Origin of the sequence: Anaerosacchariphilus polymeriproducens (genome assembly GCF_003363435.1) — a bacterium.
Lineage (GTDB): Bacteria > Bacillota > Clostridia > Lachnospirales > Lachnospiraceae > Anaerosacchariphilus > Anaerosacchariphilus polymeriproducens.
The window spans coordinates 273,750-297,124 of sequence record NZ_QRCT01000034.1; the positions used below are offsets into that span (position 1 = coordinate 273,750).

Annotated in this window: 22 protein-coding genes; 2 read left to right on the top strand and 20 right to left on the bottom strand. The window is 32.9% G+C overall.

What is annotated here, in order from left to right; all coding sequences use genetic code 11:
* Positions 1-177: 177 nt before the first annotated feature.
* Positions 178-1,170, top strand: coding sequence for an FAD:protein FMN transferase (locus tag DWV06_RS12200; protein ID WP_115482457.1), 993 nt, complete (start codon positions 178-180; stop codon positions 1,168-1,170).
* Between the two features lie 34 nt (positions 1,171-1,204).
* On the opposite strand, the gene DWV06_RS12205 is transcribed toward DWV06_RS12200, so the two are convergent.
* From DWV06_RS12205 to rsxC, 6 genes are read right to left on the bottom strand one after another with little or no spacing between them, the layout of a single operon-like run.
* Positions 1,205-1,999, bottom strand: a complete 795-nt coding sequence (locus DWV06_RS12205; RefSeq protein WP_115482458.1) for an RnfABCDGE type electron transport complex subunit B — start codon at positions 1,997-1,999, stop codon at positions 1,205-1,207.
* Between the two features lie 14 nt (positions 2,000-2,013).
* Positions 2,014-2,589 (bottom strand): electron transport complex protein RnfA, encoded by a 576-nt coding sequence (locus tag DWV06_RS12210; RefSeq protein WP_115482459.1) that lies wholly within the window; start codon positions 2,587-2,589, stop codon positions 2,014-2,016.
* 14 nt (positions 2,590-2,603) lie between these two features.
* Positions 2,604-3,314, bottom strand: a complete 711-nt coding sequence (gene rsxE, locus DWV06_RS12215; protein WP_115482460.1) for an electron transport complex subunit RsxE — start codon at positions 3,312-3,314, stop codon at positions 2,604-2,606.
* Entirely contained in the window at positions 3,307-3,918 is a 612-nt protein-coding gene (locus DWV06_RS12220) for an RnfABCDGE type electron transport complex subunit G (RefSeq protein ID WP_115482461.1), read from the bottom strand. Before DWV06_RS12220 ends, rsxE begins: the two co-directional genes overlap by 8 nt.
* Entirely contained in the window at positions 3,915-4,850 is a 936-nt protein-coding gene (locus tag DWV06_RS12225) for an RnfABCDGE type electron transport complex subunit D (RefSeq protein ID WP_115482462.1), read from the bottom strand. The genes DWV06_RS12220 and DWV06_RS12225 overlap by 4 nt, the downstream gene beginning before the upstream one ends.
* 15 nt (positions 4,851-4,865) lie before the next feature.
* Positions 4,866-6,179 (bottom strand): electron transport complex subunit RsxC, encoded by a 1,314-nt coding sequence (gene rsxC / locus DWV06_RS12230; RefSeq protein ID WP_115482463.1) that lies wholly within the window; start codon positions 6,177-6,179, stop codon positions 4,866-4,868.
* Positions 6,180-6,319: 140 nt separating this feature from the next.
* Between rsxC and DWV06_RS12235 the strand changes: the two genes are divergently transcribed.
* Positions 6,320-7,414: a ribonuclease H-like domain-containing protein gene (locus DWV06_RS12235; protein WP_162300626.1), complete on the top strand. Its 1,095-nt coding sequence runs from the start codon at positions 6,320-6,322 to the stop codon at positions 7,412-7,414.
* A gap of 58 nt (positions 7,415-7,472) precedes the next feature.
* On the opposite strand, the gene DWV06_RS12240 is transcribed toward DWV06_RS12235, so the two are convergent.
* The 14 genes from DWV06_RS12240 to DWV06_RS12305 all read right to left on the bottom strand — a co-directional run bounded on the left by DWV06_RS12240 (position 7,473) and on the right by DWV06_RS12305 (position 23,365).
* Positions 7,473-8,249 (bottom strand): CheR family methyltransferase, encoded by a 777-nt coding sequence (locus DWV06_RS12240; protein WP_115482465.1) that lies wholly within the window; start codon positions 8,247-8,249, stop codon positions 7,473-7,475.
* 24 nt (positions 8,250-8,273) lie between these two features.
* Entirely contained in the window at positions 8,274-9,350 is a 1,077-nt protein-coding gene (gene rpsA / locus DWV06_RS12245) for a 30S ribosomal protein S1 (RefSeq protein ID WP_115482466.1), read from the bottom strand.
* Positions 9,331-10,185 carry a 4-hydroxy-3-methylbut-2-enyl diphosphate reductase gene (ispH, locus tag DWV06_RS12250; protein WP_115482467.1) on the bottom strand — a complete coding sequence of 285 codons (855 nt, stop codon included), beginning with the start codon at positions 10,183-10,185 and terminating at the stop codon, positions 9,331-9,333. Before ispH ends, rpsA begins: the two co-directional genes overlap by 20 nt.
* Before the next feature lie 9 nt (positions 10,186-10,194).
* Complete coding sequence (gene cmk, locus DWV06_RS12255; RefSeq protein WP_115482468.1) at positions 10,195-10,863, bottom strand: (d)CMP kinase; 669 nt, start codon at positions 10,861-10,863, stop codon at positions 10,195-10,197.
* On the bottom strand, positions 10,853-12,106 hold the full coding sequence (locus DWV06_RS12260) for a BaiN/RdsA family NAD(P)/FAD-dependent oxidoreductase (protein ID WP_115482469.1): 1,254 nt from the start codon (positions 12,104-12,106) through the stop codon (positions 10,853-10,855). The genes cmk and DWV06_RS12260 overlap by 11 nt, the downstream gene beginning before the upstream one ends.
* Entirely contained in the window at positions 12,099-13,025 is a 927-nt protein-coding gene (locus DWV06_RS12265; protein WP_115482470.1) for a MurR/RpiR family transcriptional regulator, read from the bottom strand. Before DWV06_RS12265 ends, DWV06_RS12260 begins: the two co-directional genes overlap by 8 nt.
* A gap of 174 nt (positions 13,026-13,199) precedes the next feature.
* Positions 13,200-14,192, bottom strand: a complete 993-nt coding sequence (locus tag DWV06_RS12270) for a substrate-binding domain-containing protein (RefSeq protein WP_115482471.1) — start codon at positions 14,190-14,192, stop codon at positions 13,200-13,202.
* Positions 14,193-14,448: 256 nt separating this feature from the next.
* A complete protein-coding gene (locus DWV06_RS12275; protein ID WP_115482472.1) occupies positions 14,449-15,861 on the bottom strand; it encodes an oxaloacetate decarboxylase subunit alpha in 1,413 nt (470 codons plus the stop codon).
* A gap of 18 nt (positions 15,862-15,879) precedes the next feature.
* On the bottom strand, positions 15,880-17,028 hold the full coding sequence (locus DWV06_RS12280; protein WP_115482473.1) for a sodium ion-translocating decarboxylase subunit beta: 1,149 nt from the start codon (positions 17,026-17,028) through the stop codon (positions 15,880-15,882).
* Between the two features lie 47 nt (positions 17,029-17,075).
* On the bottom strand, positions 17,076-17,474 hold the full coding sequence (locus tag DWV06_RS12285) for a biotin/lipoyl-containing protein (RefSeq protein WP_115482474.1): 399 nt from the start codon (positions 17,472-17,474) through the stop codon (positions 17,076-17,078).
* Positions 17,475-17,492: 18 nt separating this feature from the next.
* Positions 17,493-18,227: an OadG family transporter subunit gene (locus tag DWV06_RS12290; protein WP_115482475.1), complete on the bottom strand. Its 735-nt coding sequence runs from the start codon at positions 18,225-18,227 to the stop codon at positions 17,493-17,495.
* 15 nt (positions 18,228-18,242) lie between these two features.
* Entirely contained in the window at positions 18,243-19,679 is a 1,437-nt protein-coding gene (locus DWV06_RS12295) for an acyl-CoA carboxylase subunit beta (protein ID WP_115482476.1), read from the bottom strand.
* Positions 19,680-19,879: 200 nt separating this feature from the next.
* Positions 19,880-22,051, bottom strand: coding sequence for a methyl-accepting chemotaxis protein (locus DWV06_RS12300; RefSeq protein WP_235828956.1), 2,172 nt, complete (start codon positions 22,049-22,051; stop codon positions 19,880-19,882).
* 129 nt (positions 22,052-22,180) lie between these two features.
* Entirely contained in the window at positions 22,181-23,365 is a 1,185-nt protein-coding gene (locus DWV06_RS12305) for a glycosyltransferase family 4 protein (RefSeq protein WP_162300627.1), read from the bottom strand.
* Positions 23,366-23,375: the final 10 nt, after the last annotated feature.

Genomic DNA, 23,375 nt, shown 5'->3' on the forward strand with positions numbered 1-23,375 from the left:
CTCCACAAACGCTTACTTTTTATATTACACCATTTCGTATTATTAGTCTAATATTTTTTATAGGAAATGAGCGGTCATATCCAGATTGACAATCTACCTTTGGTTCTGTAAAATACGTTTATATTACATACTTTTCAATTTGTCTTAGAAATTAAATCAAATAATGAGGTGACTTATATGAATAGAAAAAAGACTATAATACTCTTCATAATCTGTACATTGTTATGTGGCTGCTCGGCAAATAAATCAAATCCTATCTCAAAAAGCGGACTAGCATTTGATACGTTTATAACAATTACTCTTTATGATACAAAAGATGAAAAACTACTAGATGAATGTTTTAATCTTTGTGAATTCTATGAAAATCTTTTTAGCCGAACGCTGCCATCAAGCGAAATCGCAAAGATCAACGCAGGTTCAAAAAACTCTTTTACGGTTTCAAATGAAACTGCAGAAGCCATACGTATGGGGCTGAAGTATGGTGATATATCAAATGGATTATTTGATATTACAATAGGAAGTGTGTCGGAACTATGGAATTTTAAAACAGAAACCCCCGTATTACCTGATGATACTTTGCTAAAAAAAGCATTATCTTCAATTAATTATAAAAATCTCGAAGTAGATGATAATACTGTCATTTTAAAAGATTCAAATATAAAAATAGATTTGGGTGGTATAGCAAAAGGTTATATTGCTGATAAATTAAAAGATTATTTAACTTCAAAAGGTGTTAAACAAGGTATTATTAGTTTAGGCGGAAATATTTTGACAATTGGGAAAAAACCTAATGGATCCGATTTTACAATTGGTATTCAAAAACCATTTGCCAAACAAAATCAAACCATTGCATCCATTAAAATTTCTGATAAGTCAGTTGTTTCTTCTGGTATATATGAACGCTATTTTAAAATGAACAATAAAATTTATCATCATATTTTAAATCCGCATACTGGATATCCTTTTGAAAATAATTTATATGAAGTAAGCATTATTTCTGAAAATTCCGTTGATGGAGATGCATTGAGTACGATTTGTTTTTCACTTGGACTAGAAAAAGGAATGGAACTAATTGAGTCTATTGAAGATACAGAAGCAATTTTTATCACTGATGATTATTCGCTACATTATACAAGTGGAATAGGAAAAGATGTAATACTCATAAAATAAGGGGTTGGTTCATATGAACCAGCCCCCTTCACTTTTATTTTGTTATTATTTTTTTCGGACATGCATCAGCACATTTTCCACAATTTGTACATTTTTCTGTATTGATATAAGCAATATTATTCTCTACTTTAACTGCATCAAATTCACATGCTTTTTCGCAAAGTTTACAACCGATACATCCTACAGAACATACACTCATTACGTTTTTCCCTTTTTCTTTGGATGAACATTGAACGAAATATTTAGAATCATACGGTATTAATTCGATTAGGTGATTTGGACAAACTGTAATACATTTACCACAAGCTTTACACGCTTCTTTATCTACTACAGCAACACCATCTACAATATGAATCGCATCAAACGGACATACTTTAACGCAAGTACCGAAACCTAAACATCCATAACTACATGCCTTGGGACCTCCATCCGGTACAAAACCCATCATAGAGCAATCTTCTACCCCATAATAATTGTAATTTTGCTTTGTCTTTTCACAAGTCCCTGCACATTTAACAAAGGCCACTTTTCTTTGTGCATTTTTAACTTCCATCCCCATAATACTTCCAATTTGAGCTGCTACTGAATCACCACCAACCGGACATGCACTGATTTCTGCTTCTCCTTTTACAATGGCTGCTGCTAACCCTGAACAACCTGCATAACCGCAACCACCACAATTATTACCAGGTAATACATCAAGAATGGCCTCTTCTCTTTCATCTACTTCAACTTTAAATTTTTCACCGGCAATTCCTAGAAATATTCCAATTAGCAAACCAGTTCCACCAACAATAACAGCTGCAATAATAACTCCTGTTAAACTCATCTTTTTAATACCTCCTATATTATTCCTGCGAATCCAAAGAAGGCAATTGCCATTAAGCCCGCCGTAATAAGAACGATTGGGGTTCCACGAAGAGCAGGAGTTATATCGTTATATTCCATTTTTTCACGAATTCCTGCCATTATGATAATAGCAATTGTAAATCCTACTGCTGTTGCAAAACCATTTACAACACTTGGAATAAATGCATATTCTTTTTGTACACTTTTTATTGCAACACCAAGAACGGCACAGTTTGTTGTAATTAAAGGCAAATATACGCCCAATGCATTATATAAAGGCGGCATTGCTTTCTTCAAAAACATTTCTACAAATTGTACTAATGCGGCAATAATTAATATAAATACAATTGTCTGCAAATACTCAAACCCTGCAGGCACTAAAATAAAATCATAAATCAAACTTGTTACAGCAGATGAAATCGTCATTACAAAAATTACAGCAATTCCCATTCCAGATGCAGTTTCTACTTTTTTTGAAACTCCTATAAACGGACATAATCCTAAGAATTGGCTAAGTACAACATTATTAACTAGTGCAGAACCAATTGCTATTATGATTAATTCTTTCATATGTACTTACCCTCCTATTCTTTTTCTTTTTTATCAGTTGAAAAAACATTTCCGCTACATGAACCATTACCGCAAGATGCACAACCATCAGAAGAACATCCAGTATTTTTAACAATGGTTCTATTATTCTTTGCAATATTTAATTTCACTTTATTCTGAATTGCTACCAGACCTGCTAAAACAAAGAATGCTCCTGGTGCAAGAATAAAAATGGTAACCGGCTCATAAGAAGCTGGCATAATCTGATGTTCAAAGATTTGTCCGGCTCCAATCAGCTCTCTTACTGCTCCAATTGCTGTTAAACCTATTGTAAATCCTAATCCCATACCGATTCCGTCAAATATGGAAGGCAATATCGGGTTTTTAGACGCATAACTTTCTGCTCTTCCCAGAATTATACAATTAACTACAATCAAAGGAATATAAATTCCTAATGCATCATAAAGACTTGGAACAAATCCTTTTACCAATAATTCTACAATCGTAACAAAGGATGCCACCACGACAATAAATGCGGGCACTCTAACTTTATCAGGAATTATATTACGCAGTAAAGAAATCATCAAATTAGACATGATTAATACTGCAGATGTAGATAATCCCATACCTAAACCATTCGTTGCTGATGTGGTAACAGCCAAAGTGGGACACATTCCAAGCATCAAAACGAATGTTGGATTTTCCTTTATAAGTCCATTAAAAAGACGTTCTAAACACTTATTCATTCACGCTGCCTCCCTCTATACTTTTAAAAAATGCAAGTCCAGCATTTACACCATTCGTCATCGCATTGGTTGTAATGGTAGCACCACTCAAAGCATCAATTTCTTCCTCTGCAGATGCCCCGTTTTTAGTATATTTAAATAATTCTACTTTTTTATCTTTAAATTGATTTATAAACTCCGGTGTTTTTGCTTTCATTCCCAAACCTGCAGTTTCACTAATACTCAATATAGATATTCCTTGTACAGTACCATCTAAAGAAATTCCTAATACAAATGATATTTCTCCTGCATAGCCTTCTTTTGAAGTTACTGTTATTACATAACCAAGTTGTTTTCCTTTTGTATCTACTGCTTGCACATACCCATCAATCACATCTTGATCAAATCCAGCTTCTTTTAATACAGTTTCTGCTTGATCTTTGTTTATTTCCATTTCTTTAAATGAATCTGCATCAGAAAATACAGTTTGAAATGCCTTTTTTTTGGAATTTAACTGTGCTTTCTCTATTGGCGCTTTTGTTATCTCATATACAAAGCCAAGACAAAGTCCAGCAGTTAGAGTAATAATCGTTAATAGTAATGCTTCCTTTATAATTTTATTCATCTTAACCCTCCTCTTTTACCAAATGCTTTTGGCAGGGTCGCTTTTTCAATCAGAGGTACTAATAAATTACTGAAAATTATAGCATAAGACACTCCTTCAGCACTTCCTCCAAACAGACGGAAGATACCTGTAAATATTCCTAAAAGAATACCATATACAATTTTGCCTTTAGGCGTAATTGGTGAAGTAACATAATCAGTTGCCATAAAAAATGCCCCCAACATCAAACCGCCACCACACAATTGTGCAACGATATAAGTTTTATCAAAACCATATCCACTAAATAAAATAATAAAAATTAAAAATGAACCTAAATATGCTGCTGGTATTTTTAAATCAATGACTTCCATAAATACCAGGAAGATTGCTCCAATTAAAATGGCTGCTACAGAAGTTTCTCCAATTGTACCCGGAATCCTTCCCCAAAACATGTCCGCAGTGTTAACATCTAAACTTCCACCTTTGATAATTGCTAAAGGTGTTGCTCCAGTCACTTGATCATATGTAAAAGTAGTCATGCGTCCGGTAAAAGAAATCAACAGAAAACATCTTGCCCCTAAAGCCGGATTCATAAAATTCTGTCCAAGACCTCCAAATGCCATTTTTACAATTACAATTGCAAAAATTCCTCCAAGTACTGCCATCCACCAAGTTGCTGTAGGAGGGAGATTCAATGCCAAAAGTAACCCAGTCACCACCGCACTCAAATCTGCAATTGTATTCTTTTTATGTAATAGTAAATTATATGCATACTCTGTTATTACACAAGCTCCTATTGTTAGAATAATAAGTAAAAGAGCATTGAAACCAAAGTTGTAAATTCCGAACATACTTGCCGGCATCAACCCAATTATTACATAAAGCATAATTTTGCTTGTAGTATCTTTTGCACGAATATGGGGAGAAGATGCTACATTTAATAATCCACTCACTCATTACACCTCTTTCTATTTTTTTCTCTTTGCCATTAATGTTCTTCTCATAGATTTAATTGATTGTGCTAACCTTCGTTTTGCAGGGCAGATATAACTACAGCTTCCACATTCAATACACTCCATGCCGTTAAATTTATCAAAAGTCTCTTCATTTTGATTTTCAGCCAAATCCGCTAATCTGGAAGGGATGATTCTAGAAGGGCAAACATGTACACATCTTCCACAATTTATACAGGCAGTAGGTTCATATTTGGCTACTTCATCTTCTGTTAAACACAATAATGCCGAAGAAGTTTTGGTAACCGGAACATCCAAATCAAATAATGCAAAACCCATCATTGGACCTCCACTGATGACTTTAACCGGATCTTGTTTGAATCCACCAGCTTCTTCTACGAGTTCATGATAGTTCATACCAACTGGTACCATAAAATTCCTTGGATCGTTAATAGCTTCACCAGTAACTGTAACAATTCTATGCATTAACGGTCTTCCCTCTATCACTGCCCTATAAACAGAGACTATAGTATCTACATTATTTACGATACAACCAGCATCTGCCGGTAGCATTGACGAATTGATCTGTCTATTCGTAATTGCAGATATTAATTGTCTTTCTGAACCTTGAGGATATTTCGTCTTTAATACTTTTACCTCTATTCTCGGTTCATTCTTAACTAGTTCTTGAAGTTTTTCAATACAATCCTGTTTGTTATCTTCAATTCCTAAATATCCTTTTGCATTATCAAACAATTTCAATATTACGCGTAAACCATTAATAAGTTTCTCAGGCTCTTCCATCATTCTTCTATAATCAGATGTCAAATAAGGTTCACATTCTGCGCAATTAGCAATGATATATTCTATTTTTTCCGGTTCTTTTGGCGATAATTTAACATGAGTTGGAAAACCGGCTCCGCCCATACCAACGATACCAGCCTCTTTTATTCTAGTTATTATTTCTTCTTTATTAAGTTCTTTCAACACCTTAGGATGATATTCTACTTCTTTATTCTCGCTATCATTTTCAATAATAATGGAATTAACTTTGTTACCCGTTGGTACTCTTCTAAACTCAATTGCTTTTACTGTTCCTGACACAGAAGCATAAACAGGAGCCGATACAAACCCTTCTGCTTTTGCAATCATCTGTCCCATCAAAACTTTTTCACCTATGGAAACAATCGGACTAGCCGGAGCACCTATATGCTGCGATAATGGATATACTACATCACCTTTTGGGTATACAGCTTTAATTGGCTTATCTTTGGATAACTCTTTGCCATCATAAGGATGAATTCCACCTTTAAATGTTAATAATCCCATGTATTTTACCTTCCTTCTTTTCTTAATATACAAAAACATTTGATATTAATGATATTTAATCTCTTTTATTTTAAAAAATAATATTGTTTCCATTACAATAAATGTTATATAATTTAACTATCATAATTAATGGAGGTTCTATGATTACAGAAATCACAAAACTAACACCTGTGTTAGATTTTAAATACGCTAAGAATTTTTCTTATAAAGAATCAATATTTATTGATATTGAAACTACAGGATTTTCACCTGCTTCTTCTTTTGTCTATTTAATTGGTTGTGCTTACTACGATGGTGAACAATGGACTTTAATACAGTGGTTTGCAAAATCATATGAAAGTGAAGTTAAAGTCATTTCGGCATTTCTGGAATTTATAAGTAAATACAAAACACTAATAAGTTATAATGGTATTGGTTTCGATTTACCTTATATAAAGGAAAGATGTAAAAAATTGAACATTCCACATTCCTTAGATACCGTACAGCATATTGATTTTTACAGAGTCATTTTGCCATACAAGAGATTTTTTAGATTAAATAATTTAAAACAAAAAACTATTGAAGAATTCCTTTCTATTCAACGGCAAGATAAATATAACGGAAGCGAACTTATTTCAATATATCTGCAATATTTAAAAACGCAAGATAATAATCTAATTAAACTTTTGTTGTTACACAATCATGATGACATTAAAGGGTTATTATCGATTATACCAATGATTTCCTATCAATACATATTCAATGGAAAGTTCAACATACAAAATTGTATGTTTGATTCTTTAAAACTTGTCAATAAATTAAAACAAAATGAAATAATTTTTGAATTGCAATTAAATATTCCAGTCCCTAAAAGAATTTCATTTGGTAATGATATCTTTTACCTGACTGTTTTTCAGGATATTGTTAAAATAAAAATAAAAATTTATCATGGTGAACTTAAATATTTTTATAAAAATTACAAAGACTATTATTATCTTCCGAAAGAAGATACTTCCATTCATAAGAGCGTTGCTTTTTATGTAGACAAAAATTTTCGTACTCAGGCTAAAGCTGCAAATTGCTATAGTCGTAAATCAGGTCACTTCCTACCTCAATACGAAGATTTATTCTCACCATATTTTAAAATTGACTACTTTGATAAAAACATGTATTTTGAATTGACTGAAGAAATACTATCAGATTACACATTACTCAAGAAATATATTCTTCATATTTTATCTCATTTTCAACATTAATACTATAAAGGTGTCTCAAAATGAGACACCTTTTCTATTTCCACCAAAACTCACTTTGCTAAGCCTTTTGAAAGAAGAATGATTTCCGTCTAATATAATTCAAATCTTTATAATTCATAATTTGTTCGGTGCTGCCAATAAACAATACCCCATCTTTTGCTAAAACTTGATTAAATTTTTTGTAAATTTCTTCCTTAGTCTCTTCGGTAAAATAAATTAATACATTACGACAAACGATAAGATTACAATCTGTCGGATATGGATCTTTCAACAAATCATGTTGTTTAAAATCAACTCTTCTTTTGATATCTTCAGATATCTGATATGAATTTCCGATCTTTGTAAAATATTTATTTTTAAATTCTTGTGGCACATCTAGGATACTTCTTTCGTTATATAATCCGAGACGAGCTTTCTCTAATACTTGTTTATCAAGATCAGTAGCAATAATTTTAATTTGATCAAGCGGCATATGTTTTGATAATAACATGACTAGTGTATAAGGTTCATCACCTGTCGAGCACGCTGCACTCCAAATCTTTAATCTTTTACCGTTTTTTTGAATCAATTCCGGAAGTACCTCGGAATTTAAAAGCTCCCACTGTTCCGGATTTCTAAAAAATTCAGATACATTGATCGTCAAAAAATTAATAAGTTCTTCAAACATTTGACTGTCTTTTTTAATGACTTCTATATATTCGTCATAAGAACCTATTTTGTTCTTGGAAATCAAAGTGTTAATCCGACGTTTCATTTGTTTCTCTTTGTAAGCATCTAAATTAATTTTAGTTAACTTATAAACGTCGCCTTTAAATTTCTCATAATCATTAAACATACTAGTAAGCTCCTGTCCTATAGATTATTCTTCTATTGTAGTCTCTTCCTGTATTTCTAATGCTTTCATACTTAAACTTATCTTCTTTTCTTCCTCATTTAAATCTACAACTTTTACGGTGATTTCTTGACCAACTTTTAAAATATCAGATGGTTTTTCCACATGATCTTTTGAAATCTGTGACACATGAAGTAAGGCATCAACGCCAGGAGCTAATTCCACAAATGCTCCGAAATCTGTCATTCTTGCAACTTTACCTGTTACAACATTTCCAACAGCGTAATTTTCGCTTGCTTTCTTCCATGGATTTTCATCTTCAAATTTTAAACTGAGAGCTATTTTATCTTCATTAATTTCTTTAATCAATACTTTGATTTTTTCACCTACTTTGAAAACCTTCTTAGGATTTTCTACTCTTCCCCAAGACATTTCAGAAATATGAAGTAAACCATCAGCACCACCTAAATCAATAAATGCTCCGAAATCTGTCACATTCTTGATTGTGCCTTCAATTACATCGCCGGCTTTTACTTTTGCAAACAACTCTTTTTGCATCTTAGCTTTCTTAGCGACCAATAACTGTCTGCGGTCACCGATTACTCTTCTTCTCTTTGGATTAAATTCACTAATTACGAATTCTATCTCTTGTCCATCGTATTTTTCTAAATTTTTTTCATAAGAATCTGAAACCAAACTTGCAGGAATAAAAATTCTGGCTTCATCAATAATAACACTCAATCCACCATTTAACACCTGAGCAACTTTAGCTTTAAGTATTTCATGATTCTGAAATGCTTCTTCTAATCTCTTGTTACCTTTTTCTGCAGCCAGTCTTTTATATGTTAACAAAACTTGTCCTTCGCCATCATTAACTTTTAAAACTTTGGCTTCCATAGTATCGCCTGCTGATACAAAATTTCTTAAGTCAACATTCGATTCATTTGTATACTCGTTACGTGTAATAATACCATCGGATTTATAACCAATATTTAAGATGATTTCATCCTCTTTCACATCGATAACGGTACCTTCGACTACCTCTCCTGTCCGTATTGTTTTTAATGATTCTTCCAGCATTTGTTCAAAACTCATTTCTGACATTTTTTTGAACCTCCTCGATAATTTTATTTGGGGTCGATGCCCCTGCTGTAATACCTACGTTACCAACGGATTGGAAATCATTCAAATCCAAATCAACAAGTGTCTGTATATAGTAAGTATTTTCACATTCTTTCTTGCATATCTCAAATAACTTCTGTGTGTTGGAACTATTCCTGCCTCCTATAACAATCATAGCATCAACTTCACTTGCAATCTGTTTTGCTTCTGCCTGTCTTTCTTCTGTAGCATTACAGATTGTATTCAAAGCAATTATATCATAACCCTTTTTTTCAATAATTTCAACTAATTCTTTAAATTTATTGTAGTTAAATGTCGTCTGAGATACAATACACACTCCATTTGGGGCTTCAACGCTATACTTCTCTGCCTCTTTAACAGATTCGATCACTGTTGTATTAGATAAATCACTCCACCCTTTAATACCTTCAACCTCGGGATGTTTATCATTTCCAATTATAATTATTTTTTTGTTTTTTTCGCTTTCTTCTTTTACTATTTTATGAATTTTCAATACAAACGGACAGGTAGCATCAATACAATTTATATGGTTCCTATTTATTATATCATAAATCTCTTTGGATACTCCATGGGAACGTATTATTACTGTACCATGCTTAAGATTTTCTAAATCATTAATATTGTCGATTACTTTAACACCTTTTTCCATTAAATCTTTCACAACTTCTTCATTATGAATAATAGGACCAAAAGTATAAATTGGTTTAACTCCTTTTTCAATCTGTTCATATACTTTATCAACAGCTCTTTTTACACCAAAACAAAAACCTGCCGTTTTAGCTAATTTTATATGCATATTAACTCCTTACTTTTTAGATTCGTAATATAATTTAATAATTGATTCAGCTACTTGTTCAATCGTCATCTCTGATGAATCTATCAATATTGCATCTACAGCTTGTTTTAATGGTGCAATTTCTCTTGTCATATCTCTTTTATCTCTCTCAATAATATCATTCTCAATTTCGTTAATATCACATTCTGTCCCTTTTTCTTCTAATTCCAAAAATCTTCTTTTCGCTCTTGTCTTTGCACTGGCAGTAAGGAATATTTTTAATTGTGCTTTTGGCAATACATAAGTTCCAATATCTCTTCCATCCATAACTACATTTTCTTTTTGTGCTAACGCTTTTTGTAATTCCATTAGTTTCATGCGGACTTCTCGATTCCCTGCACTAATTGATGCAAGTTTCCCTACTTCCTCTGTTCTAATAAAGGAATTCACATTTTCTCCATTTAAATAGACTTGCTGTTCTTTTCCTTGATAACCTATTGTAATATCTATACTTTCACATGCAATGCTTACTACTTTTTCATTCGTTAAATCTATTTTTTTTCTTAGAAAATATAATGCAATTGCTCGATACATAGCACCTGTATCTACATAAATAAATCCTAATTCTTTTGCCACTCTTTTCGCGATAGTACTTTTCCCAGCGCCTGCCGGTCCATCAATTGCAATATTATATCCCATTCGTTTCCTCCCGCTTCTTCATGCTATTCCCCGCCGCATAAGCTGTTGACCAAGCTATTTGCAGATTAAATCCTCCTGTCAAAGCATCTAGATCTAATACTTCTCCTATAAAATATAATCCTCTTATTTTTTTTGATTCCATAGTAGACGGATCAACTTCTTTGATATGAACTCCACCTCTCGTGATAATAGCTTCGTTATAATCTCTAAATCCAGTAATTGTCATCTGCAGATTTTTTATTAATTGAACAAAACGAGTCCTTTCTTCTTTTGATATTTCATTCACCTGCTTCTCTGGTGATATCTCACTTAATTCGATCATGATAGGAATTAATTTAGCTGGAAATAAACTGTTAATTGTGTTTTTGAATTGTTTATTTTTATTCTCTTTAAATTCTCTGATTACTCTTTTATCTAACTGCTCTAATGTTAAGGCCGGTTTCAAATCTATAGACAATAATAAAGGATGCTTCTTAATATTTTCATTTATGATACTGCTGGCACTTAAAATTAAAGGACCACTGACACCAAAATGTGTAAATAACATTTCTCCAAAATCTTGAAATATTCTTTTTTTATTTTCATAAATTGAAACCTCAACATTTTTTAAAGATAAACCCTGTAAACGCGTAACATATGATTCTTGAGTTACTAAAGGTACCAAAGAAGGTGATATTTCATTTATTGCTAGACCGGCTGTTCTGGCAAATTCATATCCATCCCCTGTGGAGCCGGTACTCTGATAAGAAAATCCTCCTGTCGCAACTATTACATGTTCAGCTTCTATTTTTTCGCCACCTTCCAAAACAATACCAGAAACTTTCTTGTCATCTATAAGTAAATTTGCGACTTTTTTATTCAGATGCACTTCTACACCAGCCTTTTTCATTTCTTTTTTTAATGTCGAAATAACATCTGATGAACGATCTGAAAGCGGAAATACTCGATTTCCTCTCTCTATTTTGATTGGCATACCTGCTTTTTCAAAAAATTCTATCGTATCATTATTCGTAAACCCATAAAATGAACTATATAGGAATTTTCTATTTCTTTGTACACTTTCAAAAACATTCTCCATATCACTTGAATTTGTTAAGTTACAACGTCCTTTTCCAGTTATGAAAAGTTTTTTCCCAAGCTTTTCATTTTTCTCAAAAACATGTACTTCATTTCCATTTCTTCCTGCAAAAACAGATGCAAACATTCCAGCCGCACCGCCTCCAACAATTAAAATCTTACTCATTTAATTCTCCTATATTTCCATAATGCATTTTAACGGAATCATTGATATAATCAATTTCATCATTATCATAAACCTGATATTCATCCCATATTTCTTCCAATGTTTCTAATGTATGGATGACATCTTTTTGCTTTTTCATGCATAACGCAACAACTAAAGCATTGATAACACTCAATGGCGCCACTAATGAGTCTACAATTGATGCCATATCACTTTTGGCAATTAAATTACAGGAAGAATACAAATTCATTGGAGAATGAACGCTATCAGTCAATGTTATTACTTTTGCATTTCTATTATTTGCAAATTCCATCGCTTTTAATGTACGCATTGAATATCTCGGAAAACTAATACCTATAATGACATCTTGAGGACCTATACGAACCATCTGTTCAAACAATTCACTTGCACTATTCGTATGAAGTAATAAAACATTATCCAGCATTAAATTTAAATAAAACCCCAAGAAACTTGCCAAAGACGCACAACTACGAATTCCAACAATATAAATCTTTCTGGCATTTAAAATGATATCTACCGCCAATTCAAATGCATTCTGATCAATATGTTCTGCCGTATATTTGATTTTTTCAGCATCAGCATGTAAAACACTTTCTAATATTTCAGATTGACTGATTCGCCCATATGTCACTTCCATTCTTTGTATAGAATTAAGTTTGATACGGACCAATTCTTCTAAAGCTTTTTGAAATTCGGGATATCCTTTATATCCTAGATGCGTTGCAAACCGTACCACAGTAGATTCACTAACTCCTACTACTTGTCCTAACTTAGCAGCAGTCAGAAAAACTGCTTTGTCATAATTATCTGTGATATAGGTGGCTAGTAATTTCTGTCCTTTACTCATACTGCTGTATCTATCATTAATACGACTTATTAATTCGTTCTTATTACACATTATTTTCTCCTAAATCACTTATTTTTTTAAGACTAATTTCATTATATCATAGCAACTTTAAACAATACAATAGTAAAAGGCCATTTCCTATTTAATCGTTTTATTGCATTTCTGCGTAAAATTAATAGAATAATGACCTTTTATTAAACTAAATTTTATATATTTTTATTATAATCACATATACTTATCAACATTCTTACTATCTACTGCCTCAAACGGAACCCATATAATAGTTTTATCTTTGTTGACTCCTTCAATACTCGAAATACTTCCGCCTTTCGCCAATACTGCTGCACTTTGAACTCCTACTGAACCTTGTCCTGTTGCAGATTGATAAACTGTAAATGCCATTTCTCCATCTTTTAACGCTGCACAGCCATCTGCTGTAGCATCAATTCCAACAATCGGTACAGAAGAAGGATCAATTCCGTTTTCTTTCATAGCAGCTATGACTCCAAGAGCCATTTCATCGTTATTGCATATTATACAATCGTATTCTTTACCCATCTTTAAAATATTTTGAAACATTTCCTTTGCTTTATCCCGACTCCAATGAGCTGTATCATTAAATACATAATCCACATTTAGACCGTTTTCTTGTAACTGTTTTTTAACTGCTGATGTACGTATCGATGCTGCAGCCTGACCAAATGCTCCTTGAAATAATATTGCTTTAATATCGGTTTTACCTTTACCATTAAAATAATCAGTCAGATACTGTGCTTGAAACCCGGCAGCCTGACTTTCATCAGAACCTACAAAAACGAACTTGTCCGATTTTAACTTATCTACTGCAGGACATCGGTTTAGGAATACAACAGGCAAATCACCAGCCACATCCATAATTTGTGTACTTATATCTGCATCTACCGGGCATATTACTATAGCATCATAATTACCTGATTTTGCTGCTTCTTTTACGTCTGTTACTTGTTTCAATATATCATTCTCTGCATCTGCAACTGTTAATTCAATTCCATTTTCTTCTGCATATTTGGCTGCTGAATCCTTAATCATAGAGAGAAAATTATCTTTACTATCCGATAAAGAATATAAAATCTTAACACCACTATAATTTCCATTTGCGGACTTTTCCGCATTGGAGCACCCTGTTAATAGTCCTATTGCAAAAACTATACTCATGCAAATACAAATCAACTTTTTCATATAATTTCCCCTTTGCTAACGTTTATATTGAAATAACTATAGATAGAATAACATATTTCGATTAATTTCGCAACAAAATTCACTTCATTCTTATTTATTGTCCAATTACTTTTATTGTTTTTGACTTATTTGTTAATATTTCTATTAATTGTCTTAAATTATTTAGTTTCGTATAATTCCGGGTAAATTAAAAAAAGAAGTCTAATCGATTTTTGTATATCCAAACATAATTAGACCTCTTCAATTAATTTTTTATTTATACAGGATAAGAACCACTTTCTAAATCAGCTGCAAATGGATCCACTTTTGTTTTTTGCGCCTGACGATATTTAAAATACTCAGTAGCTACCTGAGGAAATAGTGCATAGGAAAGTACATCTTCATCCTGTTCCTTCCATTCTGCCATTTCAGCTTCAATTTTTTCTAATTCAGGTGGAATTTTATCGGCTGGACGACATGTAATAACTTCTTCTCCCGGAATCACTTTTTCCATAACTTCTGTATCAAATGGTTTGACAGTTTGACCATATTCACCTCGTAATACTGCTTTTGTTTCTTTTGTGGCCATTTTGTATCGCTCACCCATTAATACATTAAAAACTGCTTGTGTCCCAACAATTTGACTGGATGGGGTTACTAATGGTGGTTCACCCAAATCTTTACGTACTCGTGGTATCTCTTGCAATACTTCATAATATTTATCTTCCGCATTTTGTTCTTTTAATTGGGATACCATATTGGATAACATACCGCCTGGAACTTGATATAAAAGCGTTTTTATATCTACACCCATCACTTTTGGATTCAACAATCCGCTTTCTAAGGCTTCATCTCTAATAGGTCTGAAATAATCTGCAATTTCAGCCAATAAGTTCTGATTAAGTCCTGTATCATACTCTGTACCTTTGAATGTTTCGACCATAACTTCTGTAGCAGGCTGGCTGGTACCTAATGCAAATGGTGAAATTGCAGTATCAATAATATCACAACCTGCCTCAACAGCTTTTAAGTAAGTCATAGAAGCAACTCCACTTGTGTAATGTGTATGCAGTTCAACTGGTATTTTAACCATTTCTTTTAAAGCCTTCACTAACTTTTCTGCCTCGTATGGAATTAAGAGACCTGCCATATCCTTGATACACAAAGAATCTGCACCCATATCCTCAACACGTTTTGCAATATTTGTCCAATAATCTATAGTATAAGCATCTCCTAAAGTATAAGATAATGCAATTTGAGCATGACCTTTTTCTTTTACGGTAGCCCTAACCGCAGTTTCCAAATTACGTATATCATTCAGACAATCGAATATACGAATGATATCAATACCATTAGCAATTGATTTTTGTACAAAATACTCAACTACATCATCTGCATAATGACGATACCCTAGTATATTCTGACCTCTAAAAAGCATTTGGAGTTTCGTATTTTTAAATCCTGTCCTTAATTTTCTTAATCTATCCCATGGATCTTCTTTTAAAAATCTTAACGAAGCATCAAAAGTAGCACCTCCCCAACATTCAACTGCATGGTATCCTACTTTATCCATTTTCTCAATTATAGGCAGCATTTGTTCTGTTGTCATTCTGGTAGCAATCAAAGATTGATGTGCATCCCGTAATATAGTCTCAGTAATCTTTACTGATTTTTTAGCTTGTTCTGACATTTTTGTTCCACCTTTCCATTATACTCCAAAAATAGCCATAAATGTTCCTGCTACAACTGCTGTACCAATAACACCTGCTACATTTGGTCCCATTGCATGCATTAACAAAAAATTCGTCGGATCCGCTTCTGCACCAACTTTTTGAGAAACTCTCGCCGCCATTGGTACAGCTGAAACACCTGCAGATCCAATAAGAGGATTTACTTTTCCTCCTGTAACGAAACACATAAGTTTACCTAACAAAACACCTCCAGCTGTTCCGGTCGAAAAAGCAACCAAACCTAATACCACAATTTGAAGCGTACTTTTATTTAAAAAAGCCTCTGCACTTGTTGTAGCACCTACTGAAGTACCAAGGAATATTACTACAATATACATAAGTGCATTTGAAGTTGTTTCTGTCAATTGTCTAACTACGCCACTCTCTTTAAATAAATTTCCAAGCATCAACATACCAACCAATGGTGCGGTAGATGGTAAAATCATTACAACTACAATTGTAACAATAATTGGAAACAATATTTTTTCTAATTTTGAAACCGGTCTTAATTGTTCCATTTTAATTTTTCTTTCTTTTTCTGTGGTCAATAATTTCATAATAGGCGGTTGAATAATAGGTACCAATGACATATATGAATATGCAGCAACGGCTATAGGTCCCATCAATCCTGTCTGACCTAATTTACCAGCCAAAAAGATTGAAGTTGGTCCATCTGCGCCTCCAATAATTGATATAGCGGCTGCAGCTTTATCATTAAATCCCATCCAAATCGCAAGTAAATAAGCCACTAATATACCTACCTGTGCAGAAGCACCGAGCAAAAAACTCTTTGGATTTGCAATTAATGGGCCGAAATCTGTCATAGCACCAACACCAAGGAATATCAGTGATGGAAGAATAGACCACTCATCTAATAAATAAAAGTAATGAAGTAACCCACCTACTCCATTATCCGATTGTTCAATTGTAAGCATTATATCCGGATATAAATTCACTAAAAGCATACCAAATGCTATTGGTACTAAAAGCAATGGTTCATACTCTTTTCTAATCGCTAAATATAGGAAAACCAATGCTACGACAACCATAAGATAATTCCCCCATGTTAAATTAAAAAATGCTGTCTCATGTATTAGATTTCCTATTGTTTGTGTAACATATTCCATCTCTAAACCTCCACTTTTGTTAGATTGGGAAAAGGAAAATACTTATCCTAGTTTAATGTAGCTAATAATGCGCCGGCTTCTACAGAATCACCAACCACTACATCAATACTTGCAATTGTCCCGTCTTGAGGAGCAACTACCGGAATTTCCATTTTCATAGCTTCCAGGATCACTATGGAATCCCCTGCTTTTACAACTTGACCAACACTGGATTCAATTTTAAATATTTTTCCAGCCGCACCTGCTTCAACTCTGATTCCCCCTGTTGTCCCTTTTGCTTTCGGTGCTGCTGCAGGTTTTGCCGGTGCAGCTGGTGCTGAAGATGCAGGTCTTGCTGTTTCTACTGTTTGAGATGCTTTCTGAGTTGCTGCAACAGGAGTACCACTACTTTCTTCTACCGTTACATCATATACGGTTCCATTTACTGTAATTCTATAATTTTTCATTATTATATCCTCCATTCTCTAGGCTTTCTGCCACTTATTATTTCTACGCTTTATGGTTCTGACTACAAAACTATCTATAGAAGTTCCTGTTGAAGCTGCTATTGCAGCCGAAATAACTGCTACCAACTCTAAATCATCTACTAAATTTAGTTCCTCTTTTATTACAACAGTTTCTTGTTCTATTATTATATCATCAATATCAGTATCCTTTTTTAAAACATTCTGAATTTTAGGTATTAAGCCAAAGAAACTTATGATAATAGAAATTATGATTAATACTGAAAATACGATTCCCAGAATCATCAAAATATTTAAAAATGCTTTTTCTATAATTTCACTTTTTGTATATACAATATCTGTATTTTGTGACTTGACTTCCATTTTAGAATTATAAGTTATTGTTAATGTTACAGGTTTCTTTTCAAAATTCTCTGTTAAAATTGTTGTGACATTATGACCTGATTCACTAACCTCAAATTTTTCGATGCCTACTCTTTTTCCTACTTTGTCCTTAATTTTTATCCACGATTCAACCAATTCTATAGTTAACTTGTCATTAGATTTTAAATAATTATTTAATTCTTCATCAGGGATTTCTATCAATTCATTTAATAATTTTTCAGAAGAACCTTGCAATTCTTGTTTTGTTTTTCCGTTAAAGTCTTGATCGGCAGCAGATTCTTTCTTATTGCCACAAGCCGTCATAATAAAACAAAAGACCAATAAGCATAATATGAATCTTATTTTTTTCATTCTGATTTCACCTCGCTAAACTGTTCCATGCTTTTTGCCAGGACGCTCTTCTCTCTTCGCAAATAACATCTCGAAAGCTCCTATAACATATTTTCTCGTATCTTCGGCATTTATTAAATTATCTACATATCCTCTTTTGGCAGCAGAAGATGCACTTGTTTGAAGTTCTTCATATTCTGAAGCTTTTTCATTTATCACTGCTGCATCTTCATCTGCATACATAATTTTTGCAGCTAATTTCGCATCCATCATTCCAACTTTTGATGAAGTCCATGCAAATGTCAAATCACAGCCTATGGCTTTACTATTCATTGCCACATATGCACTGCCAAAAGCAGCACCTATAATTACATTTACTTTTGGAATTGTTGCATTTGCGAAAGCATATGTAAGCTTACTTACTGCCTTTGCTATCTTTTTTTCAGATTCTATGGTTGCTTTAAATCCTATGGCATTCGTCAAAGTTAATACTGGTATATTAAACGCATTGCAAAAATTCACAAAATCTGCCGCTTTCTCACAACCTTCTGGTGTTAATTCAGCATCAAATTCATTTGATTTGCTCATGTCATCTGTATAGATTTCTGTACGATTTGCTACTGCACCAACCGTAATTCCATTTAACTTAATAAAGCCGGTCACCATTTCTTTTGCATAATCAGCTTTGGTCTCAAAAAACATATTATTATCCGAAATACTTTTCAGAAGAATTCCAGTATCACCTACTGCATTTTCTAAATCCTGACATATCCTGTTCAAATCATCTGTACACTCTTCATAAGACATATCGTCTTCATTATTTGCAGGAATCAGAGTGATCAATTGTCTCATTTGCTCCAAAATAGAATCTTCGTCCGCCACTACATCTATCAGCCCTGTTTCTTCACTTTGGAATTTCGCAGACGAACTATTGCATTTGGAAATTTCATTATTATCAATTGCATTTGGAGAGTTAACAAATAATTTTCCATTCGTTTCCTCAATAAATGTAAAGTCTGTCAGGCCTGGAATTTGAGCAAGACCACCACCACAAGTTCCAAAAATACCTGTGATTTGAGGGATTACACCTGATGCTAATGCTTGTTTTAAATATATTTCACCAAATGCATTTAACGCATCTGTCGCTTCTTGTAATCTAAGCCCTGCGCAATCTATCAAACCAATAACAGGCGCTCCTACTTTCATTGCTAAATCATAAATATTAACTATTTTTTTAGCATGCATTTCGCCAATAGAGCCATTTAAAACAGCTGCATCTTGACTATAAACATATACTAAATTTCCGTCAATCACACCATAACCTGTAATCACACCATCTGCAGGTGTTTCTTTTTGCTGTAAGTTAAAATCTGTTGCTCTTGCTGTAATCAATCCACCAATTTCAACAAAACTATTCTCATCAAGTAAAGCTCTTATTCTTTTGCTTGCTGAGTTTGATGTTTTATTACTCATTGTTCAGCCCTCCATCTTTCTATTTATATTATTTAATAACCATTTGCCACCAATATACATTGTATCAACTATAACCAAATTATTCAATAGTTTTATGCCTTTTATAGTAAATACTTTCTTGCTTTTTCTACATTTTTCAAAATAAATAGAGCAGTTTATACAAAAACTGCCCTAGCTTCTTATAGTTTATTATTAATCATTTATATTTTAAAAGTTGAAATTTGTTTTTCAAGTCGCTCTGCAGTTGATGCAAGATCTACAGCATCTGTTGCTACCTTCTCACTATTACCAGTTATACTCATTGCATGAGTTAACATGGAATCTGAAGTTGCTAATATTTCTTCTGAACTTGCTGCCTGTTGCTGTGTAATTGCTGCCACATTCGTAGCCACATCATCTACTCTTTTTACTTTCTCTATCATGCCTTGAATAATTACATTAGTAGATTTAACTGTTTCATAAATAGAATCAAATGTTTCTAGAGCAGTAGTAATCATGGTACTACTCTGTTTGATGCTATTGGCACTGTCATTTGCCTGTTTAACTGTACCATCAACTAGTTCACGAATTCCTTCTATCAAACTGGATATATCTTGTACTGCCGCTGCACTTGTATTCGCCAATTTTCCAATTTCCGTTGCAACTACCGCAAAACCTCTTCCAGCTTCCCCGGCTCTTGCCGCTTCTATTGAAGCATTTAATGCTAGAAGATTCGTCTCTTCTGCTATATTTCCAATTAAACCTACAATATTGGTTATTTCTTGTGTCGAAATACCAACTTTATTCACCTGTGCTTCTAAAGAAGTAAATGAAGTCTGTATTTCTTCCATAGCTACATTTACTTTTTCCATATCTCTTCTGCCTTCTTCAGACACTTCAACCGTTTCAGACATCTTCTTGTTTACAATTCCACCATCTTCACCGGTTTGCGCAACCACCATAGCAAGAGATGTCGCATTTTCTGCTATTTCATTGACTGAATGTGCTAATTCATCAACCGTTGCATTTAAGTTTTCCATTGATGATGACTGCGTTTTTGCTGAATCATATAAATCCTCTGAGACATAACTACTGTTTTCAGCCTGATTATTTAATTGCTTGGAAATCATTATAATATCTGAAATCATTCCACGCATCACCTGAACAAACTTTTCTATACTTCGAGACATGACTGCTATTTCATCTGAACCTTTTGTTTCAACAGCAACAGTAAAGTCTCCTTCTGTCATTGCTACAATCGTTTTTGTAAGTTTTTTAACAGGGCGGATAACGTAATTAATAACTCTTTCCGTTAACACTACAAGAATAATCATGAAAACTACAGCAATTATAATCATAAATACTCGAAGGTTCTGAATGTCCGCAAGAACTACAGACTCAGGTATATAGGAAACTAAAACCCAATTAGTTCTTGAAGTTTCTTTCATCGATACCATATAACCATTGGTATTTCCGATTGAATAGTCTCCTGATTTTATTCTATTTTCGGCAAATGAAATAATAGGATCCTTACTACCAGTATAGCTTGTATTTACTAATTTCCCATCACTATGTGAAATAATAACGCCTGCATCTCTATCTAATAAAAATGATTTTGCTCCATCCATCGAAATAAGTGAATTAACAATAATACTGATTCTTTCTAATGCTACATCGCAAGACAAAACTGAAGATTCTCCTGATTTATTTAACAATGAACAAGATGCACTAATCGTATTGACACCTGTATCTTCTTGTACATAAGGAGTACCATAACCCATGTTGAACCTTGTTGTTCCTTCGATGAACCAATTTGTTTCTTTCATATTCCCTACTGCGGATTTGTTGGATTTTGCTGCTTTTAACATTTTCCCCGACTCAGTACCAACATATAATCCTTCTGGAAAAGCTGAGTCATATCCATAGAATTGATCCAAAATTGACGTAATTGCTTTATCAGATCCGTCTGTTGCTTCAATGGCGACTTTTGCTGCTTGAAATGTGGCTAATTTTTGTTCTAACCAAGCATCAATCTGATTGACTTGTTCACCAGTAGAAACATTTAATAACTCTTCAGCTGAACTTTGAATAATATTTTTAGCTCTCATATAAGCAATTGAAATAATTAAAACTATCGCTATAATAATAACCGGTATAATAGTACCGATAAGTTTTGCTCTGATTGATGTCTTTGCTTTCAAAAAGCCGGTATTACTTTTTCTCTTTTTTTTAGATTTCGGATATTTCTTTTTATCTCCTTTATCTGTAACTGATTTTGAATTCACAGCTTTATTTTCCGTAATTTCTTGTATTGTATTTGTATCTTCAAACTCAATTTCATTCTTCGCATGGCTTATTTGCTCCTTTATTATAGCACCTTCTTTAGAATTCATGAAATCTCTCCTTTGTCGAAAATTTTAGTTAATTATATCATATATTTCTAAAAAAGTAACCCTATTTTTCGATTTCGGGGAGAAAATATATAAATTTCTACAACATTACAATCAATTCACCAATATATATTACACATAATTTCTTACAATTTGATATGATTTTTTTCTATATTGAACAGATTGTCGATAAACATCTTCAATTTGTTGTCCAAAATATTCTTTACCAAACTTATTTGCTAAATCCTTACTTTTAACATTTGCAATGTTAATAATTTTTTCATCTGTTAAAGATTTTTCTAAACAAACAGATAGTTCATCCATTGAATGATATACATAACCGTTTTCACCTTGTTCTATTAAGTCCTCAACACAAGGATCATATCTACAGACTAATGGTAGTCCACTTGCTGCAGCTTCTACATATGTTAACCCTTGTGTTTCACTTGTAGATGCAGAAACAAATAAATCAGCCATTTTATAATAATTTGATACATCTTTAGGAGAGACCATTCCAACAAAAATAATATTTTTATCTACTCCTTTTTCTTTCGCTAATTGCTCTAATGAAATTCTAGCCGGTCCATCTCCAACAATTAAAATTACACCAATATTTTTTAATTTTTCATTCATCGAAAACCCATTGATAATTTCATCTATTCGTTTTTCAAAACCTAATCTGCCAAGGCTTAATATTATTTTTTTATCATGATCCAGCCCGTATTGCTTTTTCAATTTTTGAATATCTTCTTCTTTCTTTTCGCTGTAAAACTCATCTAAATTAATTCCTGTTGGAATCACTTCAATATGACTATCCACCCTATATTGTTCTAGTTTTTTTAACACTTTTTCGGATGGAGCAATCACCGTCTGCACTCTTCTCATTCTTCCTTTTGAAAATAAGGCAAGCAGTTTTGGTGTTACGATTCTACCTCCTAATACATACTTACTATATTGTTCATATAAAGTATGATAAGTATGCACTATGGGAGCTTTCGTTGCCTTTGATATCTTTACGGCAAAATTAAAACTAAAAAATTCACATTGACTATGAATGACTTCCGGTTTCCACTCAATAATTTCTTTCATGTATTTGATTCCACATGATATAGGAAATCTAATATTCGGATAGACACCGATCGGTAATGACTTTATATAATAAACACCATCTTCTTCAAAAGAAGTTAATTGTGGTGAAATAGTTAAAATCTTAACCTGGTGTCCTTCTTTTTCTAATTCTGACCTAAGATTAATTATAGATGTCACAACTCCATTAATTTGTGGCTTATATAAATCTGTAGTAATTAAAATTTTCACTTTTACTCTC